Annotated in this window: 15 protein-coding genes; 9 read left to right on the top strand and 6 right to left on the bottom strand. The window is 64.0% G+C overall.

From position 1 onward, the window contains the following. The first annotated feature begins 79 nt into the window (after positions 1 to 79). From pdhA to CH262_RS04200, 8 genes are all read left to right on the top strand, one after another. On the top strand, positions 80 to 1,195 hold the full coding sequence (pdhA, locus tag CH262_RS04235; RefSeq protein ID WP_027494637.1) for a pyruvate dehydrogenase (acetyl-transferring) E1 component subunit alpha: 1,116 nt from the start codon (positions 80 to 82) through the stop codon (positions 1,193 to 1,195). After that, entirely contained in the window at positions 1,192 to 2,196 is a 1,005-nt protein-coding gene (locus CH262_RS04230; RefSeq protein ID WP_094717005.1) for an alpha-ketoacid dehydrogenase subunit beta, read from the top strand. The genes pdhA and CH262_RS04230 overlap by 4 nt, the downstream gene beginning before the upstream one ends. Then, the gene (locus CH262_RS04225) at positions 2,193 to 3,443 is read left to right on the top strand and encodes a dihydrolipoamide acetyltransferase family protein (RefSeq protein WP_094717004.1); all 1,251 of its coding nucleotides are present in this window, start codon (positions 2,193 to 2,195) and stop codon (positions 3,441 to 3,443) included. The genes CH262_RS04230 and CH262_RS04225 overlap by 4 nt, the downstream gene beginning before the upstream one ends. After that, a complete protein-coding gene (gene lpdA / locus CH262_RS04220) occupies positions 3,440 to 4,807 on the top strand; it encodes a dihydrolipoyl dehydrogenase (protein ID WP_032388019.1) in 1,368 nt (455 codons plus the stop codon). Before CH262_RS04225 ends, lpdA begins: the two co-directional genes overlap by 4 nt. 104 nt (positions 4,808 to 4,911) lie before the next feature. Further along, the gene (locus CH262_RS04215) at positions 4,912 to 5,790 is read left to right on the top strand and encodes a LysR family transcriptional regulator (protein ID WP_032367832.1); all 879 of its coding nucleotides are present in this window, start codon (positions 4,912 to 4,914) and stop codon (positions 5,788 to 5,790) included. Positions 5,791 to 5,921: 131 nt separating this feature from the next. Next, complete coding sequence (locus CH262_RS04210) at positions 5,922 to 6,848, top strand: zinc-binding dehydrogenase (RefSeq protein WP_094717002.1); 927 nt, start codon at positions 5,922 to 5,924, stop codon at positions 6,846 to 6,848. Positions 6,849 to 6,949: 101 nt separating this feature from the next. Next, positions 6,950 to 7,354 carry a VOC family protein gene (locus tag CH262_RS04205; RefSeq protein WP_032373306.1) on the top strand — a complete coding sequence of 135 codons (405 nt, stop codon included), beginning with the start codon at positions 6,950 to 6,952 and terminating at the stop codon, positions 7,352 to 7,354. Continuing rightward, a complete protein-coding gene (locus tag CH262_RS04200) occupies positions 7,351 to 7,644 on the top strand; it encodes a winged helix-turn-helix transcriptional regulator (RefSeq protein ID WP_032367835.1) in 294 nt (97 codons plus the stop codon). Before CH262_RS04205 ends, CH262_RS04200 begins: the two co-directional genes overlap by 4 nt. 87 nt (positions 7,645 to 7,731) lie before the next feature. On the opposite strand, the gene CH262_RS04195 is transcribed toward CH262_RS04200, so the two are convergent. Then, on the bottom strand, positions 7,732 to 9,033 hold the full coding sequence (locus CH262_RS04195) for an MFS transporter (protein ID WP_032385917.1): 1,302 nt from the start codon (positions 9,031 to 9,033) through the stop codon (positions 7,732 to 7,734). 283 nt (positions 9,034 to 9,316) lie between these two features. Between CH262_RS04195 and CH262_RS04190 the strand changes: the two genes are divergently transcribed. Continuing rightward, on the top strand, positions 9,317 to 10,723 hold the full coding sequence (locus CH262_RS04190) for an FAD-binding oxidoreductase (protein ID WP_094717000.1): 1,407 nt from the start codon (positions 9,317 to 9,319) through the stop codon (positions 10,721 to 10,723). On the opposite strand, the gene CH262_RS04185 is transcribed toward CH262_RS04190, so the two are convergent. The 5 genes from CH262_RS04185 to CH262_RS04165 form a co-directional block, all read right to left on the bottom strand. After that, positions 10,707 to 11,819 (bottom strand): PucR family transcriptional regulator, encoded by a 1,113-nt coding sequence (locus CH262_RS04185; RefSeq protein ID WP_094716998.1) that lies wholly within the window; start codon positions 11,817 to 11,819, stop codon positions 10,707 to 10,709. The genes CH262_RS04190 and CH262_RS04185 overlap by 17 nt on opposite strands. 30 nt (positions 11,820 to 11,849) lie before the next feature. Beyond that, entirely contained in the window at positions 11,850 to 12,218 is a 369-nt protein-coding gene (paaI, locus tag CH262_RS04180) for a hydroxyphenylacetyl-CoA thioesterase PaaI (RefSeq protein WP_094716996.1), read from the bottom strand. A gap of 23 nt (positions 12,219 to 12,241) precedes the next feature. Then, the gene (locus CH262_RS04175) at positions 12,242 to 12,559 is read right to left on the bottom strand and encodes an EthD family reductase (RefSeq protein ID WP_094716994.1); all 318 of its coding nucleotides are present in this window, start codon (positions 12,557 to 12,559) and stop codon (positions 12,242 to 12,244) included. Further along, positions 12,556 to 14,583 carry a phenylacetic acid degradation bifunctional protein PaaZ gene (paaZ, locus tag CH262_RS04170; RefSeq protein ID WP_094716992.1) on the bottom strand — a complete coding sequence of 676 codons (2,028 nt, stop codon included), beginning with the start codon at positions 14,581 to 14,583 and terminating at the stop codon, positions 12,556 to 12,558. The genes CH262_RS04175 and paaZ overlap by 4 nt, the downstream gene beginning before the upstream one ends. Positions 14,584 to 14,694: 111 nt before the next feature. Continuing rightward, complete coding sequence (locus CH262_RS04165; protein ID WP_027494651.1) at positions 14,695 to 15,306, bottom strand: TetR/AcrR family transcriptional regulator; 612 nt, start codon at positions 15,304 to 15,306, stop codon at positions 14,695 to 14,697. Positions 15,307 to 15,309: the final 3 nt, after the last annotated feature.

Raw genomic sequence — 15,309 nt, 5'->3', positions numbered from 1 at the left:
GCAATTCTACGACGATCGGACTTCTTCCTCACCGAACCGGCCAGAATCGCCGTACAAGCCGATTTCAGGAGAGTGCAACATGACGACCGTCGAGAAGGTTCCGGCAACGTCCTACCAACAGTTCATGCCTGCCGACCGTCCCGTGCAGTACCTCGCACCCGATGGGACGGGCGTGGACAGTGCCGCCCGCTACGCACACCCGTCGAACGAGCGCCTGCTCGAGATGTACCGCTCGATGGTCCACGGCCGCCGATTCGACCAGCAGGCAACAGCATTGACCAAACAGGGTCGGCTTGCGGTCTACCCGTCCTCCCGCGGCCAGGAGGCCTGCCAGATCGCCGCAGCCCTGTGCCTGGGTGAGCAGGACTGGATGTTCCCGACGTACCGTGACTCGATGGCTCTCGCGGCGCGAGGCGTCGACCAGGTGGAGTTGCTCGGCATGCTCGCCGGCTACTGGCACTGCGGATACGACCCCACCGCCTACAAGGTCGCTCCCCAATGCACACCTCTGGCAACACAATTGCTGCACGCGACCGGTTTCGCCTACGCCGAGGCCAAGCAGGGACGAGACACCATCGCCCTCGCGTTCTGCGGTGACGGCGCGACCAGTGAAGGCGACTTCCACGAGGCCCTCAACTTTGCCGCGGTGTTCCGCGCACCGGTGATTTTCCTGGTGCAGAACAACGGATTCGCCATCAGCGTTCCACTCGCGCGTCAGACTGCAGCTCCGTCGTTGTCGCACAAGGGCGTCGGCTACGGCATCGGCAGCGAGCAGGTCGACGGCAACGACCCGATCGCGATGATGGCCGTGATGGACGAGGCCGTGAAGTACGTCCGAGCAGGCAAGGGACCGGTGGTCGTCGAGGCGCACACCTACCGCATGGACGCACACACGAACGCCGACGACGCCACTCGCTACCGCAAGGCAGACGAGGTGCAAGGGTGGTTGGCCCGAGATCCGCTCTCGCGCCTCGATTCCTACCTCGAAGCCCAGGGTCTGCTCACCGACGAGCTGCGCGAACAGATGACGGTATCCGCCGACGCCGATGCCGCGGCACTTCGCGCGGGCATGAACGTCGAGCAGGACGTCGACCCCGAGGATCTGTTCCGGTTCGTCTACTCCTCCCCCACCCCCGGCCTGATCGAACAGCGAAATCAGGTCGCCGCCGAGATCGCAGCAGGAGAACTGTCATGACCACGATGACCATGGCCGGAGCCCTCAACGCCGCCCTGCGCGACGCGTTGACCGAGGACGAGAAGGTCGTTGTCTTCGGCGAGGATGTCGGCACGCTCGGCGGCGTCTTTCGCGTCACCGACGGACTGACCCGAGACTTCGGTGACGATCGTTGCTTCGACACCCCGCTCGCGGAGTCCGGCATCGTCGGATTCGCGATCGGCATGGCGATGTCGGGCTACAAGCCCGTCGTCGAGATGCAGTTCGACGCCTTTGCCTACCCGGCTTTCGAGCAGATCGTGTCCCATGTTGCAAAGCTGCGCAACAGAACTCGCGGATCACTCACCGCGCCGATGGTCATCCGCATTCCATTCGCGGGCGGCATCGGCGGCGTCGAACATCACTGCGACTCGTCCGAGGCCTACTACGCGCATACCCCAGGCCTGAAAGTCGTCTCGCCGTCCACCGTGGCCGACGCGTACTCGCTGATGCGTGACGCCATCGCCGATCCCGATCCGGTGATCTTCCTCGAACCGAAGCGGCTGTACTTCTCCAAGGACGACATCGAGCTGGCCAAGACCGAGCCGATCGGTACCGCCGTCGTGCGTCGTGCCGGTACCGACGTCACTCTTCTCGCGTACGGCCCCACCGTGTCGGTCGCCATGCAGGCAGCAGAGTTCGCGGCCGAGGACGGCCGGAGCGTCGAGGTGATCGATCTGCGGTCGATCAATCCGTTCGACGACGAAACCGTCGCAGCCTCGGTACGGAAGACCGGACGCTGCATCGTAATTCAGGAAGCGCAGGGGTTTTCCGGCGTCGCCGCGGAGATCGCCTCGCGCGTCTCCGAGCGCTGCTTCCACCACCTGCACGCGCCGGTACTACGGGTGACCGGGCTCGACATTCCCTATCCGGCTCCGAAACTCGAGCACTTTCACCTGCCGTCCGCCGACCGCGTGCTCGATGCCATGGACCGACTGCAGTGGAACGATGCTCCAGACCTCAGCAAGGCGGTCACGGTATGAGCATGCAGGTATTCCTGCTCCCCGATCTCGGTGAAGGACTGACCGAGGCCGAGATCGTGGAGTGGAAGGTCAAGCCCGGCGATACGGTCACCATCGATCAGGTCGTCGTCGAAGTAGAGACAGCAAAAGCGTCCGTCGAGGTGCCCTGCCCGTTCGAGGGTGTCGTCGGCGAACTGCATGCGGCCGAGGGCACCTCACTCGCCGTCGGCGCGCCGCTCATCAGCATCACCGGCGGTGCCGTCGCCGATACGCCTGCAGCCCACGAGCGATACCGCGAGGAAGAACGCGCCGGCTCAGGAAATGTGCTGATCGGCTACGGAACCGGCCACGGCCCCACCGGCCGCCGAAAAAGAGCTTCGCACGTGAGTGGAAAGGCGACCCAGGCTACGAATTTCCACTCACATGCACCGAAGGTGCTCTCCCCCATCGTCCGCAGCATGGCACTGCAGGGTGGGCTGGATCTGGCGTCTATCGATGTCGTCGGCAGTCATGGAGTCATCACCCGCGCGGACGTGGAACGGGCACTGTCCCCGAGCGCTCCCAGCACCGAGGGCGTCACGCGAATTCCGATCACCGGTATTCGTAAGACCATCGCAGACAAGCTCTCACGCAGTCGCGCGGAGATTCCCGAGGCGACCGTCTGGGTCGACGTCGACGCGACGGCTCTGCTGCAAGCCCGACGTGACCTCGACGCCTCCATCGACGGCGTGAAGGTGACGCTGCTAGCGGTGCTGGCAAAGCTGACGATGATCGCGCTGTCCAAGTTCCCCGAGCTCAACAGCACGGTCGATACTGCGGCGGGCGAGATTTTGCGCTACGAGAACGTCGGACTCGGCATTGCCGCGCAGACCGATCGCGGATTGATGGTTCCCGTTGTGCCGCAGGCCGACAAGGCCGATCTGAAGGAACTCTCCGAGCGGTTGGCCGAGCTGACCGAGCTCGCGCGAACCGGCTCTCTCCCCGCAGCTCGACTGAGCGGCGGAACGTTCACACTCAACAACTACGGAGTTTTCGGGGTCGACGGCTCGGCCGCGATCATCAACCATCCCGAAGCCGCAATCCTGGGCATCGGACGCATCATCGACCGCCCGTGGGTGGTCGACGGCCAATTGGCCGTCCGCAAGGTTGCGCAGCTGTCATTGGCGTTCGATCACCGCGTGTGCGACGGCGGAGTGGCCGGCGGTTTCTTGCGCACCGTGGCTGATTTCGTCGAGAACCCCGTCGTGGCATTGGGATCCGTCCGATGAGTGACGTCGACGTTCTCATCCTCGGTGGCGGATCAGGTGGGTACTCCTGCGCCCTGCGCGCCGAGCAACTCGGCCTGACGGTCGCATTGGTCGAGGAGGACAAGCTCGGCGGCACCTGCCTGCATCGCGGATGCATCCCCACCAAGGCGCTGCTGCACACCGCCGAGGTCGCCGACGCGGTGCGCGGTTCGGCGCATGTCGGCGTCACCGCATCGTTTGCTGGCGTGGATATGCCTGCGGCACTGGGCTATCAGCGCAGTGTGGTCGCAGGCTTGTATTCCGGACTGCAAGGCTTGTTGAAACGTCCGGGAATCGAGATCGTCTCCGGCCGTGGTCAGGTGGTCGGTCCTCGCACCGTCGAAGTCGATGGGCGACGCATCACCGGGGCTTCACTGGTTCTCGCCACCGGGTCGTATTCGCGCACCATCCCCGGTATGGAACTGGGCCCACGTGTGCTCACCAGTGACAGCGCACTGTCGCTCGACCGTATCCCCGAGTCTGTCGTCGTGCTCGGCGGCGGTGTCATCGGTATCGAATTCGCCAGTATCTGGGCCTCTTTCGGTGCCAAGGTCACCGTCGTCGAGGCCCTCGATCGCATCGTTCCGGGTGAGGACGAATGGTCCTCGAAGCAGCTGACCAAGGCATTGCGCAAACGCGGCATCGACATTCGTACCGGCACCAAGGTCGAGACCGTGACCGAATCTTCCGACGACGTCGCAGTGGCACTGTCCTCCGGAGACACCCTCGCCGCAGATCTTGTGCTCGTGTCCGTCGGTCGTGGACCCCGTACCGATGGCCTTGGTCTGGCCGAGCAGGGCATTGTCACCGAACGGGGCTTCGTCACTGTCGACGACGATCTGCTCACCACCGCGGACGGCGTCTATGCCGTCGGCGACATCGTGGCGGGGTATCAGTTGGCTCATCGCGGTTTTCAGCACGGCATGTTCGTCGCCGAGCACATCGCCGGCCTCGCACCGGCACGCATCGACGGTGATCTCGTTCCGCGCGTGACCTATTCGCATCCGGAGGTCGCATCGGTCGGACTCACCGAGAAGGCCGCGGAGCAGAAGTACGGCACCGTGACCTCGGTAGTCTACGACCTCGGCGGCAACGGCAAGAGCCGCATCCTCGCCACCGCGGGCGGAGTCAAGGTTATTCGCGCACGTGAGGACGGCCCCGTCGTCGGGGTTCACCTCGTCGGTGACCGCGTGGGCGAGCTGATCGGCGAGGCGCAACTCGCGGTGGCATGGGAAGCACTGCCATCGGAGGTCGGTAGCTTCGTGCACGCCCACCCCACTCAGAACGAAGCATTCGGTGAGGCAATGATGGCGCTCTCGGGTAGGCCGTTGCACGCGCATAGCTGAGCATTGGTGGTCGATGTCTTTCCATCCGGCGGACGAGCAGGACACAATGGATACTGATCGGTAGGTTCTATGAACGCGGGGTCCGAGCAGGGGGCGGTTTCGACATGGAGATCAAGCAGCTCAGATACTTTCTAGTGGTCGCCGAGGAACTGCATTTCGCCCGTTCGGCGGAACGATTGCACGTGGTCCAGGCCGTGGTCAGTCAACAGATTCGAAGACTCGAACACGAGCTGGGTCAGCCGTTGTTCGACCGGTCCAAACGTCAGGTGACACTCACCCCCGCCGGGTGCAGGCTGGTCCCGGAGGCTCATGCAGTGCTCGACGCGGTGGCACACGCCGCGGCGACTGTGCAATCTCGCTCCGATGAGCCGGACGGGCCACCACACCTGCGACTGGGGATAGCTGGAGGCTCGGGCACTCGCGTCGATCTGGTGCTGGACCACCTTGGAACTCAGTTTCCCGATCTGCTCGTCACACTGGAAATCGGGCAGGTGTGGGAGCAACTCGACGCTGTTCGTTCGGGAGCACTCGACGCCGCACTTGTTCGCCTGCCCAGGAACGATCACGATCTGGAGATGACTCCGGCGTGGTTCGACCGGATCGTCGTTGCGATTCCCACGCGCCACCCACTGGCTTCCAAACCCGATCTCACGCTATCTGATCTGGCGGACCTTCCGCTGCGTCTGATTCCGTCCGAGCAGAACCCCGCCTTCGCCGCCACCGTGCTCCGTGCTTGTGCGGACGCCGGGTTCGAGCCGGCCACGGGAATTCCATTCCGAGATCTACAAGCGACAGTGCTCGAACTCGGCTCGGGACCACCATCGTGGACAGCGATGTACGAGGGCTCAGCACAAGCGCTGTCGACCGAACGCGTCACCTTCCGGCCCGTGACCGATCCTGGCATGGCCGTGCAGATGTGGTTGGCGGTACGAGAACGGACCACACTCGTCGACGCCCTGGCCGAAGCGTGCGCCCGCATCTGACCTCCGATTGTTTTTCGTGAACGCTGAGTGCACGAATTGATTCTGGTTCACACCGACGGATCGGCGTTGACTCGTCGTCGTACAGATTCACACCCTCTCGGTGTGACCACACGACGAGATCGGATACGCCGATGTACACGACGATCAACACCCCTGACTCTGATACTCCCATCCAACGTCTCGAAGCCGAAGATCCGAAGCCGGCCGCCGATGAGGCTCTCGTGCAGATCCATTCGTTCTCTGTCAACCGCGGGGAACTCTCCCTCATGGCCGCGAGGGGCCACGGCTGGCGACCCGGCCAGGACATCAGTGGCGTCGTGATCGATGCGGCCGCAGACGGGAGCGGACCCAAAGCAGGCACACCCATTGTCGGAATGGTCGACGGAGCCGGATGGTCCGAACTCGCAGCCGTGCGCACCGACCGAATGGCAGTCCTCCCTGATACGTTGGGCACCAACATCGCTGCCGCTCTACCAATGGCGGGGCTGACCGCGCTACGCACTGTGCGTATGGGTGGCGACCTCCTGGGACGCAAGGTCCTGATCACCGGCGCCAACGGCGGCGTGGGTCGATTTCAGATCCAATTGGCAAGTGCCGCAGGTGCGTCGGTCACAGCGACCACGACAGCCGGCGAGAACGAAGCCAGCGAACTGATCGAACTCGGAGCAACCGAGGTCACTACTACACCGTCGGATGCATCAGGTCCCTTCGATCTGATCATCGAATCAGTTGGCGGCGCAGTACTCGAAGCGGCACTGTCCGTGCTGGCACCCCGTGGCACGCTGGTAATGATCGGCAACAGTTCTGGTAGCAAGGCCGAGCTCGATGTGTTCTCGTTCATGGGTCACGAGGGCGCGACGATCACCAACTACATGTCGTATGCAGTCGAGTACCCCGAACACGAGGACCTCGAATTGCTCGTGAGATTGGCCGCCGACGGCCGTCTCGATCCGACACCCGGGTACTGCGTCGATTGGTCGGAACTCACTCATGTCATCGAACTGATGACACGACGCGAATTGCCCGGCGGAAAAGCTGTATTGACGATTCGCCACTGACACTGCATCACTGATCACCCGAGGGACAGCTCGGTGAAGTGCTGGAACGGTCGGCGAGTTCAGCCCTTGACGCCGCACTTGCATTTTGCAAGTATCAGCGCATGAGCCTGTTCATCACCTGTCCCGTCGAGAACGTCGAGCGCGCAACCGCCTTCTACACAGCCCTCGGCTGGACGCTCAACCCCGAGATGTCCGACCACAACGTGTCGTGCTTCGCCATCACACCGGGGCAGTACGTCATGCTCGGCAGTCGCGAGATGTATGCGAGCGTGGGCGGCACCGAGGAGCTGATCGGCGGTCCCGACACCCCGTCGAAGGTCACGGTCTCGTTCGACCTCGGTAGTCGCGAGGCGGTCGACGAGCTCACCGAGCGAGCCGGTGCTGCCGGTGGACGCATCGGAGACATCGATGACTACGCCTTCATGTATCAACGGCAGTTCGACGACCTCGACGGCTACCACTACTCGCCGTTCTGGATGAAGCCGGACACCGATACGGCCGAATGAGCGACCTCGCCGCCGCCCTCGACATCGTCGGTGCCCGGTGGGCACTTCTCATTGTCGAGCGACTGCTCGAGGAACCGCAACGGTACGGCGATCTGCAGCGCGACCTCGGAGTACCGACGAACATGCTCGCTACCCGGCTGCGCGAACTCGAAGCGGCAGGAGTGTTGACCCGTCTCCCCCTTCGGCACAACACTCGCGCGTACGCGCTGACCGAAAGAGGTCTCGCCCTGCGTGACGCAATTGTCGCACTCGAACAATGGGGCAAAGAGGCTGCACCACAGGTCAGTTGAGCTCACGCGGAACGAACACCGTCTGGGCCACATACGCGACGACAGCCCCGCAACTCGGCTGGTTGCGGGGCTGTCGTCGTCGTTGTGTCAGACGTTCAGATCCTCGTCGCGACGGTTCTTGATGCGCGAGGTCGCAACGAACGAGATTGCCGCCAGGATCATCAGGTAGATCGAGATGGACATCGAGGTGCCGGTTCCCTTGAACAGTGCCTCGGAGATCGTCGGAACGAAGGCTCCACCGAGCACGGTGCCGATGGCGTAGCCGATGGATGCTCCACTGAATCGGACTGCTGCGGGGAACATTTCGGCGTACAGCGCCGGCTGTGGTCCGTAGGCGAGGCCGAGTCCGACGGCGAAGAGTCCGAGGGCCACGTAGATCCACTGCAGCTCACCGGTATCGACGAGCAGGAAGAACGGGATGGCACACAACACCATCGATGCGTTGCCCAGGTTCATGATGGCGGTCCGGGAGTAACGGTCGGACAGATACGCACCGAGCAGGGTGAACACACCCCACACGAGAGCGGCGAACAGACTGGCCACCAACACGTCCACACGGGCGAGCCCGTGCTCCCTCGTCGAGTACGCGACGATGAAGCCACCGACGATGATGTAACCGTTGCCGTTGTTACCCACGAACGACAGCGCGGCGAGCATGACCTGCTTCTTGTTGGTGCGCCACAGTGCACGAACGGGAGTGTGGTTGCGCTCCTTGCGTTCTGCGAGCTCCTTGAACACCGGGGTCTCTTCGACGCGGCGTCGGATGTAGAAGCCGACCAGGATCAGCACGAAGCTGATGAGGAACGGAATACGCCAGCCCCAGGCCTCGAACTGCTCTTCGCTGAGCAAACCGGTGCACAGTGCCAACGTTCCCACCGCGATGAGCATGCCGAGCGGAACACCCATCTGGGTTGCGGCACCGTAGATTCCGCGCTTGCCCTTCGGGGCGTGCTCGACGGCCATCAATGCCGCGCCGCCCCATTCGCCGCCGGTCGAGAATCCCTGCAGGATGCGCAACACGATCAGGATGATCGGAGCCCAGATGCCGATGGTCGCGTAGGTGGGCAGCAGTCCCATTCCGACGGTGGCCGCGCCCATGAGGGTGAGGGTGGCGATGAGGACCTTCTTGCGACCGATCTTGTCGCCGAAGTACCCCGCGACGATGGCCCCGAGAGGACGGAACACGAAGCTGATACCGATGGTCACGTAGGCGACCAGCTGTCCGGACGAGCCCATGGGCGCGAAGAACAGTTGAGCGAAGATCAACGACGCGGCCTGCGCGTAGATGAAGAAGTCGTACCACTCGACGGTGGTTCCGACCATGCTGGCCATCGCGGCGCGGCGATGCTCACGCGACACCCCGGTGGGCGTCTCGACCTGTGTTGTCATCGACGATCTCGTTTCGTTCGGGCTCCGGCGCTCGTGAGAGCGAGCGACAGTTCGGAGTGACGTGGGGTATGAACAGCGGCGGATTCAGGTAACCGACGAACCGGATAAAACTCACCGTCCATTCGGTCGGTAATTACTGTGACCGGCGCCACCGTAGTTTGTCAAGGTGGTCGCGTGCATAACAAGGCCCTGCCCACACTTCGTCGGAAACTACCGATCGAGACCTCGTGCTTCGTCCGAAACGACGCAGACATCGACAGCGCCGCCCGACATACTCGAATCCATGGCTGCTCCGACCACCCTCGTTCTCCATTCGCCGGTCATCGACGAACTGATGCGCGCCCTCGGTGCCGACGCGGTGGTGACCGACCCGGACATCCTGCAGAGCTTCCGGCACGACGCCGCCGCTCTGTGCGAATCCGCCCTACCCCTGGCGGCAGTGCTACCGAGCACCGAATCGGACGTACAGGCGATCATGAAAATCGCATCGGCACATCGCATTCCCGTGGTACCGCAAGGCGCATTGACCGGCCTGGCGGGAGCCGCGAACGCCAGCGTCGGAGCCATTGCCCTCAACACCCGGCGGATGAACAAGATCGTCGAGTTGGACGTCGTCAACCGCACCGCCGTCGTGCAACCCGGTGTCACGAACAAAGAGCTGAAAGATGCTGCCCTGCAGCAGGGATTGACGTACCTCCCCGACCCGTCCAGCTGGGAGGCGTCGACCATCGGCGGCAACATCGCCACCAACGCCGGCGGTCTGTGCTGCGTGAAGTACGGCGTCACAGCACGGTTCGTCCGTGGTCTGCGCGTCGTACTCGCCGATGGGCGCGCCACGTTCGTCGGTCGACGCACTGTCAAAGGCGTGGCCGGGCTTTCCCTGGCCGAACTGTTCGTCGGATCCGAAGGCACACTCGGAATCATCACCGAGGCAACCGTAGGACTCGACTTTCCTGCTGCCACGCCGCTGACCATGGCCGCGACCTTCCCGTCGACTGTCGCGGCCGGTGAAGCGGTGACGCAGATCCGGGCCGCCGGTATCACTCCGAGCCTGTTCGAATTGCTGGACCGCACCACCATCGCCGCGATCGACGCGTACGCCCGGATGGACTTCGGCACCGACGCCGCGGCCGTGCTGATCGCTCAGTCCGATATCGGCGCAGGCTCTGTGCAGGAGCTCGAAGCCATCGCCGCACTGTGCACCGCAGCCGGGGCAACCGATGTGGCCGTTGCCGAGGACGAGGTCGAATCGGAACAGCTCGTGCAGGCCCGTCGACTGGCGTACCCGGCACTCGAGCGTCTCGGCTCACCGTTGGTCGACGATGTGTCCGTTCCTATTTCGCAGCTCGCCGCGATGATCGACGAGGTGGGTCGGGTCGCAGACCGACTGGATATCGTCATCGGCGTCGTCGGCCATGCAGGGGACGGCAACATCCATCCGACGGTCATCGTCGACCCGATGGACCCGTCATCGTTGGTCAAGGCACACCGCGCGTTCGACGAGATCGCGGCATTCGCACTCTCGCTGGGCGGGACCATTACCGGTGAACACGGCGTCGGCCTGCTCAAACGCGATCTTCTCGAGACCGAACTCGATTCTGTTGCAGCGGAACTGCAGCGCGGCATCAAGGAACTGCTCGACCCGCATTACCTGCTCAACCCAGGGAAGGTCCTCACCGCCCGGTCGTGAGCCGCAGCGACATCCACACCAGTAGACGGGTGTCCACGTCGTCGAGATCGAGACCGAACAACTCCTTGGTACGCCGAAGTCGGTAGCGAAAGGTATTGGGGTGCAGGTACAGCGACGCAGACGCGGCAGCGACGTTGGATTCGTGCGCCAACAACGCCAGCACCGTGGCGGCGTATTCCGTACCTTCCGAGGCATCGCAGGACAGCATCCGTTCGACGGCAGGCAAGGCGAGCGACACCTCGGACAGCGCCTCACCCGCTCTCCGAAGAGTGACCGATACGCGATTATGCTCGAATGTCGTTGTCTTTGCACCCGTTTCGATCGCGTCGAGTACCCAGTGAGCATGCTTGAGCGCTGTCGCGGGACGGGCGTCCGGGCCACCGATCGCGAAGCTCACCGCAGCACCGAAGGCCGCCTCTGCGCGTCGTCGAACCTCCTCTGCCTCCGCAGCGAATGCGCGTTCGTCGTCGGACTCCACCACCAGCAGGACGGTGTTCCCGTCGACGATGCATCCGGAGTCGCCCGCGTTCCCGAACGTGAGCTGCAGCAGACCAGCGAGCTGCACCAACATTTTCTGCGCTCGCGGCGACTCCACTTTTGCGGCCAGAACGGCGTAGCGCTTTCCCGCCGTAGTGACGACGTCGGGATCGGTCAGTAACGCACGCACCCTGGGATTGTCGGCATCGGCCGGATGATGTCGGGCCGACAACAACGGCACTGCAGCTGCGGCCGCACGCGTCAATGCAGCCACTGCCGCAGGGGCCGGCGGACGGATGCCGGCACCGGACGCAATGCACCAGATGGAGCCGAGGTACTCACCGTCGACCGAAACCGCTACTGCCAGACGGGGTAGTGCACCGGCCACATCGACGACGTGCACGGTCGAGCTGCGCCGGAAGTCCGGATCGATGTGATGCACCATGTATCGAGCCGGGACCTGCTTGCCCAGAATGCCGTCGCGTCGCACGTCGTCGATCGGCTGCCCCGGCACCGACGAATACGCCACCACATAGCCCTGCGGATCCATCACCGACACAGCACCACCCACCGCAGTGGCGGTGGCGTCTGCCAGCGCCGACAGGTCTGCAGTGGTCACCGACTCACAGTACTTCCACGCGCCGGATCGCTAGCGCGCTATCGTGCGACTGTCGCCTCGGAATTCGGCGATCAGCTCGTCTCGGCACGTCACCGACACGTCGTAGAGTCCGTTGCGGCCGAACCTCGCACGCTCGACGGCGTCGGCGACGAGGACGTCACCGACCTTCGTCGGACGGAGGTACCGGATGTCGCATCGGGCAGCGACGGCCGAGTCCTCGTGCGAGTTGCAGGCCATCGCAAACGTCGTATCCGCGAGCAGGAAGACGTATCCGCCGTGGGTGATGGCGTAACCGTTGACCATGTCCTCGGTCACGACCATCGACATTCTCGCGTGACCGGGTGACAGCTCGATCAATTCGATGCCGAGCTTGCGGGACGCGGCGTCGACCTCGAACATCTCTCGCGCAATAGGCGAATCGGTCACGGCTGCAACACCGAACGCTCGTTCTGGGTGAACATCGTGACGCCACCGCTTGCGAAGTTTCGCAGATCCTTCCCTGCCGCTGTCATCTCGGGCGAACCCAATCCTGCCTTCAGCGACGCCTCGTCCGCGAAGTACAGACTTGCGATTGCGTAGTAGGGCGGCGGGGACTCGTCGAGCGAGTCGAGCGTGCCCCAGGTGAAGTCGACCAGGCCGGGAATTGCCCGAGCGAGGGGCACGTGCACCTGTGCGTAGTGCCGATCGAAGGCGGCAGGGTCCTCGGGCATTCCGTAACAGACGGCTACTCGCACGCTCATGACGCGGCCTCGGGCTTCGCGACCAGAGTGAGTACGTCGTAGGTGGCGACGGGGTCACCGTCCTGGTTGACGACCGCTGCGTCCCACCGCACCTCGCCGTAGTCGGCACTCTGACGCGGGGTGATGAGCTTGGCCGTCAACGTGACCGTCAGCGAATCCTCGGCCTTGACCGGCGTCAGGAAGCGCAGGCTGTCGACGCCGAAGTTCGCCAAGACTGGGCCCGGTGCCGGGTCGACGAACAGCCCCGCGGCCAGCGAGACCACCAGGTAGCCGTGCGCCACGATGCCGCCGAACAACGGATTTGCCGCTGCCGCTTCGGGATCGGTGTGCGCGTAGAACGTGTCGCCGGTGAATTCGGCGAAGTGATCGATGTCGGCGCGGGTGACCTGTCGTGGGCCACCGACGATGGTGTCACCCAGTCGCAGTTCGCCGAGGTTCTTGCGGAACGGGTGAACGTCCCCGGTCGTCTGCTTCGCCCCGGTGACCCACTTGTTGCCGATGGCCGTCAGCACGTCCGGGGTTCCCTGAATTGCGGTGCGCTGCATGTGGTGCAGGACGCCGCGGATACCGCCGAGTTCTTCACCACCGCCTGCGCGGCCGGGTCCGCCGTGCACCAGTACCGGTAGCGGCGAACCGTGACCGGTCGATTCCTTCGCGTCCTCGGAGTTCAGGACCAGGATGCGCCCGTGATACGGAGCGGTGCCCAGCACGATCTCGCGCGCGATGGCCGAATCTTTGGTCACCAGAGATGCGACCAGAGAGCCCTTTCCGCGGGCGACGAGGTCGAGCAGGTCTGCGGTGCTGTCGTAACCGATGACGGTGGAGACGGGCCCGAATGCCTCGATCTCGTGCGGTTCGGGTGCGCTCTTGTCGCCGGCCTTCAACAGGACCGGTGCCATGAAGGCACCGGGCCGTGAATCCACGGAGTCGGGATCACCGAAGACGACGGTGGCCGACTTGATCAGTCCACGAATGGATTTGAGGACCTCGTCGCGCTGGTCGATGCTGGCGAGTGCACCCATGGTGACGCCGTCGTCCTGCGGGTCACCGACGACGACCTTGTCGAGCTTGGCCTTGAGCGCCTCGATGACGGGTTCGACCGAGTCCTGCGGCACCAGCACGCGGCGGATGGCCGTGCACTTCTGGCCGGCTTTGGATGTCATCTCGGTGAAGACACCTTTGACGAACAGATCGAACTCCGGATCACTCTGTGACACATCGGAACCCAGGATGGACGCGTTGAGAGAATCGGCTTCCGCCGTGAAATGGAGTCCCTCGCCGACGACGTTGGGGTGTGAGCGCAGGGTTGCAGCGGTATCGGCCGATCCGGTGAAGGCCACCGAGTCCTGGCCGCCGAGGTGGTCGAGGACACCGCGGGCACTGCCACACAGCAACTGAACCGACCCCTCGGGCAGCAACCCCGACTCGATGATCCGACGGAAGACAAGCTCGGTCAGGTACGCAGTTTGACTGGCTGGCTTGACGATCGAGGGCACGCCCGCGATGAACGCGGGTGCCAGCTTTTCGAGGAAGCCCCAGACGGGGAAGTTGTACGCGTTGATCTGCACGGCGACGCCGCGCCGGGAGGTGTAGATGTGCTGACCGAGGAAGGTGCCCTTCTTGCCGAGCTGCTCGATGGCGCCGTCGAGGTAGACCGTCTCGTTGGGGAGTTCACGTCGAGCCTTGCTCGCGTAGCTCAGCACGGTGCCGAAACCTCCGTCGATGTCGACGCCGGAATCGCGGGTGGTGGCTCCGGTGTGCCGGGAGAGTTGGTAGAACTCCTCTTTGCCGGCCAGCAGCGTCAGGCCCAGTTGTTTGAGCAGGGCTGCACGCTCGTGGAACGTCAGGGCTGCGAGCGCGGGGCCGCCGACGGTCCGGGCGTAGTCGATCATGCCTGCGACGTCGAGACCGCTGGATGACACCCGGGCGATCTCACTGCCGTCGACGGCGCTCAGCAGCGGCGTTCCCTCGTCGGTCGCGGAATACCACGTGCCCTGGGCATAGCTTTCCAGAAGTCTGCTCACAACGCCTCCATCTCACCGTACGTTCGGTCGGTAATTACCATCGCCGCCGAACGCCGAGAAGTCAAGACCAGGAGTGGAGCCTGCGGAACGACCCGGCTGAGCATGCCCTCGCTACGTGCGGCGCAGGCCGTCGAAGGTCAGCGCGACCACGGCGTCGGCCAATTCCTCGACGGATCCGCCGGTGCGCGGGCGGTACCACTCGATGAGCGAGTTGACTGTGCCGAAGACGAGCTTGGACGCCAGAGCCGGGTCGACACCGGGACGCAGGTCGCCCTCCTCGGCGGCGGCGACGACGAGCCCGGTGACGAACGTGTCGAATTCGCGCCTGCGAGCGAGAGCGCGCCGCTCGACGTCGGTGTTGCCCCGCACCCGCAGCAACAGCGTCACATAGGGCAGTTCCGCGCACAGGATGTCGACGCTGCGACGCACCAGGTATTCGAGGCGATCGATATACCGCCCGGTGGTCGCCCGATCCTCGGTCGTCACGGCGAACAGTGCGTTGAGAGCCCGCGACAGCGCGAGTTCGAGCAACTCGGACTTGCCCGATACGTGGTGGTAGATCGACGACTTGGTGATACCGAGCCGCTTCGCCAGAATCTCCATGCTGGTGCCGTCGTACCCACGGTCGTTGAAGACCTTGACCGCCACGGCCAAGAGGGAATCCAGGTCGTATCCCGGCCGCCCTGGCTGTCCGGTCTTGCGCGGCGCGCGTGCGGTTGTCATTGC

Origin of the sequence: Rhodococcus sp. 05-2255-1e, assembly GCF_002259025.1 — a bacterium.
Taxonomy (GTDB): domain Bacteria; phylum Actinomycetota; class Actinomycetes; order Mycobacteriales; family Mycobacteriaceae; genus Rhodococcoides; species Rhodococcoides fascians.
The sequence above is the reverse complement of the archived record's forward strand: the minus strand, read 5'-3'. Positions and strand labels throughout refer to the sequence as shown.

Coding starts and splice junctions, on each gene's coding strand:
- CH262_RS04190 (WP_094717000.1), top strand. CDS start 9,317: ATGGCTGCTCCGACCACCCTCGTTCTCCATTCGCCGGTCATCGACGAA.
- CH262_RS04200 (WP_032367835.1), top strand. CDS start 7,351: ATGAGCGACCTCGCCGCCGCCCTCGACATCGTCGGTGCCCGGTGGGCA.
- pdhA (WP_027494637.1), top strand. CDS start 80: ATGACGACCGTCGAGAAGGTTCCGGCAACGTCCTACCAACAGTTCATG.
- CH262_RS04210 (WP_094717002.1), top strand. CDS start 5,922: ATGTACACGACGATCAACACCCCTGACTCTGATACTCCCATCCAACGT.
- CH262_RS04225 (WP_094717004.1), top strand. CDS start 2,193: ATGAGCATGCAGGTATTCCTGCTCCCCGATCTCGGTGAAGGACTGACC.
- lpdA (WP_032388019.1), top strand. CDS start 3,440: ATGAGTGACGTCGACGTTCTCATCCTCGGTGGCGGATCAGGTGGGTAC.
- CH262_RS04205 (WP_032373306.1), top strand. CDS start 6,950: ATGAGCCTGTTCATCACCTGTCCCGTCGAGAACGTCGAGCGCGCAACC.
- CH262_RS04215 (WP_032367832.1), top strand. CDS start 4,912: ATGGAGATCAAGCAGCTCAGATACTTTCTAGTGGTCGCCGAGGAACTG.
- CH262_RS04175 (WP_094716994.1), bottom strand. CDS start 12,559: ATGAGCGTGCGAGTAGCCGTCTGTTACGGAATGCCCGAGGACCCTGCC.
- CH262_RS04230 (WP_094717005.1), top strand. CDS start 1,192: ATGACCACGATGACCATGGCCGGAGCCCTCAACGCCGCCCTGCGCGAC.
- paaI (WP_094716996.1), bottom strand. CDS start 12,218: ATGTTCGAGGTCGACGCCGCGTCCCGCAAGCTCGGCATCGAATTGATC.
- CH262_RS04165 (WP_027494651.1), bottom strand. CDS start 15,306: ATGACAACCGCACGCGCGCCGCGCAAGACCGGACAGCCAGGGCGGCCG.
- CH262_RS04195 (WP_032385917.1), bottom strand. CDS start 9,033: ATGACAACACAGGTCGAGACGCCCACCGGGGTGTCGCGTGAGCATCGC.